3 protein-coding genes are annotated in these 2023 nt (G+C 50.1%); 1 reads left to right on the forward strand and 2 read right to left on the reverse strand.

Translation table 11 applies throughout. From position 1 onward, the window contains the following. Positions 1–376: hypothetical protein (locus AAC007_RS17450; protein ID WP_339678553.1), on the forward strand; the 376-nt coding region annotated here is incomplete at its 5' end. A gap of 230 nt (positions 377–606) precedes the next feature. On the opposite strand, the gene AAC007_RS17455 is transcribed toward AAC007_RS17450, so the two are convergent. Together AAC007_RS17455 and AAC007_RS17460 are read right to left on the reverse strand one after the other, a co-directional pair. Continuing rightward, entirely contained in the window at positions 607–1269 is a 663-nt protein-coding gene (locus tag AAC007_RS17455; protein WP_339678555.1) for a DUF998 domain-containing protein, read from the reverse strand. Positions 1270–1410: 141 nt separating this feature from the next. Beyond that, complete coding sequence (locus AAC007_RS17460) at positions 1411–1593, reverse strand: CsbD family protein (RefSeq protein WP_339678557.1); 183 nt, start codon at positions 1591–1593, stop codon at positions 1411–1413. Positions 1594–2023 lie beyond the last annotated feature (430 nt).

Raw genomic sequence — 2023 nt, forward strand, 5'->3', positions numbered from 1 at the left:
GCTTCCGGTGGCGACAGTATCGCAATTTGGCATCCTTCGTCGAGATTATCAATTGTTTGCACCTCTGGGAGGCACTGTGCGCTACGCTAATGAAGACACAATCGAGATTGCTCGCACCCGCGACGATGTCGGGACGGTTTGCGTGCACTTCTCACGTGACCAGATACCGCATGACTTTGAATTCACGGCCAAATCCGGCGCTGTGTTTGACATCAGCGCGCAACAATATAAGGGCGGCAGCCCGCTCGCCGATTGGGTTCCGTGCGACTTAGTGAATACACGGCAGCTTATAAGCGACGCTTTATGTAACGCGCCACGAATAAACACTTATCAGCGACCTCAATTTGGCATGCTGCCGGCGTCGTTGATAGGTTAGCTTGGCACTCATGACCATTGCCTTCACTTGTCGGATTTCGCTGTGTTGAATTAAGACGGGGTTTAATGGCTTCGGTAACCCACTCTAAGTATCAGCCCTCGATTGGCATTTTTCATTGCGTCGGCAATGAATTGGGCTGGCGCTGCCTCTTTCAGGTCAGTTTTATGACGCACATCTACGTTGCAACCTCCAGCTCGTATCGTAAGCTCGTCCAGAAGGTAATTCTAACGTCAGCGGCGTTCCAGTACATGACCGCGTGCATAGCCGATGAAGAGGCGGGCCAGCGTAAGGATTAACGCGAAGGCGATCAGTGCGAGATAGCGTTCGTAAATGCCGTCGATTTTTGTCGGCAAAAATAAAAAAATAGGTGCTGAGACGATCCAGAGAATGGAAATTCCGACCAGTATGCGGCTGTAGGCAACCCCCACACGTTTAGCACCTTTTGCCATCAACGCAGGTACAGCGGCCATCATAAGACCCAAGGCATAAACCAAATAAATATGGATCACGACGCCGTCGCTGTCATTGTCGCCATATTCGTTGCGGGCACCAATGAGAAAAATGACCAGTCCCAACAGCGCCAGTCCGACAAGGCCGAGGCTCCACCGCCAACCGCCTAAGTGAATATGCGCTGCCAGCAAAGCCGTTGCGATAAAGGCAGACGAAAGCGTATAGATCCCAATATCAACGATAAACTCATACTTACCCGCACCAAGGTCGCTGATCGTATCTGATATCCAGTCGTGATTGGGCACGACGAAATCCGCGATCAACACGGTGATGCCCGAGACTGCGCAAGCAAAAACAACATACCACCCCAACCCTATTATCAGATTTGGTTGACTTTGGCTTTCTTGATGGGCGGAGGCATCTCTCACTGCGGTTTTTTCCATTCATGATAAATTATGACAGCTGCGCATCTGGCCCGTCGGTCCTACCTAAGCAAATTTGGAAGGACGCTAGAATTCTCTACGCTGTATTAGACTGAATGAGTCCGCAATCGCTGACTCCTTCAGCAGTATCAGCCAGCGGTGTTAAGCATCTCGATCAGACAGCTTTTCCTTGCTGTCGCCCGCAGCTTTTTGTACCTTACCTTCTACCTGATCGGCTTGGCCATCATGCTTCATTTTGTCGTTGCCAGTTGCATCGCCAACTTCATCTTTGACTTTGCCGCCAATATCTTTGGTCTTACCCTCAAATTGATCTTCATTAGCCATTTTAAGTTCTCATTTTAATTTACTATCGAAACAACGGACCAACCAGCCCGAGGGTTCCATTGTCCTTGTGGCACAATTGGTGTCCTAGCCAGCCCTGGGCTTGCTGGCCCACTCATTGGTACATACAAATGTGCTATTGTCGCGGCTTACAGAGCAACACTGCCTGAAGCACGTGACTGAAGCCAAACTCATATGAGGATGTAACGCTTATGTAATAAGCCCCTCGCATAGGGGTTAGATACAGCGCCTACGGATGAAACGAACCTGCTCTGATTGCCGTTCATCACTATCAGAACGTCACAATGCCGCCGCCGGTGGGGCCAGACCGAGGCACGAATGCCTAACTGTGTGAGTTGAATTATAAAACGATATAAAAATGGTGCCCAGGGGCGGAATCGAACCACCGACACGAGGATTTTCAATCCACTGC

Origin of the sequence: uncultured Zhongshania sp. (assembly GCF_963975605.1) — a bacterium.
GTDB lineage: Bacteria > Pseudomonadota > Gammaproteobacteria > Pseudomonadales > Spongiibacteraceae > Spongiibacter > Spongiibacter aquimaris.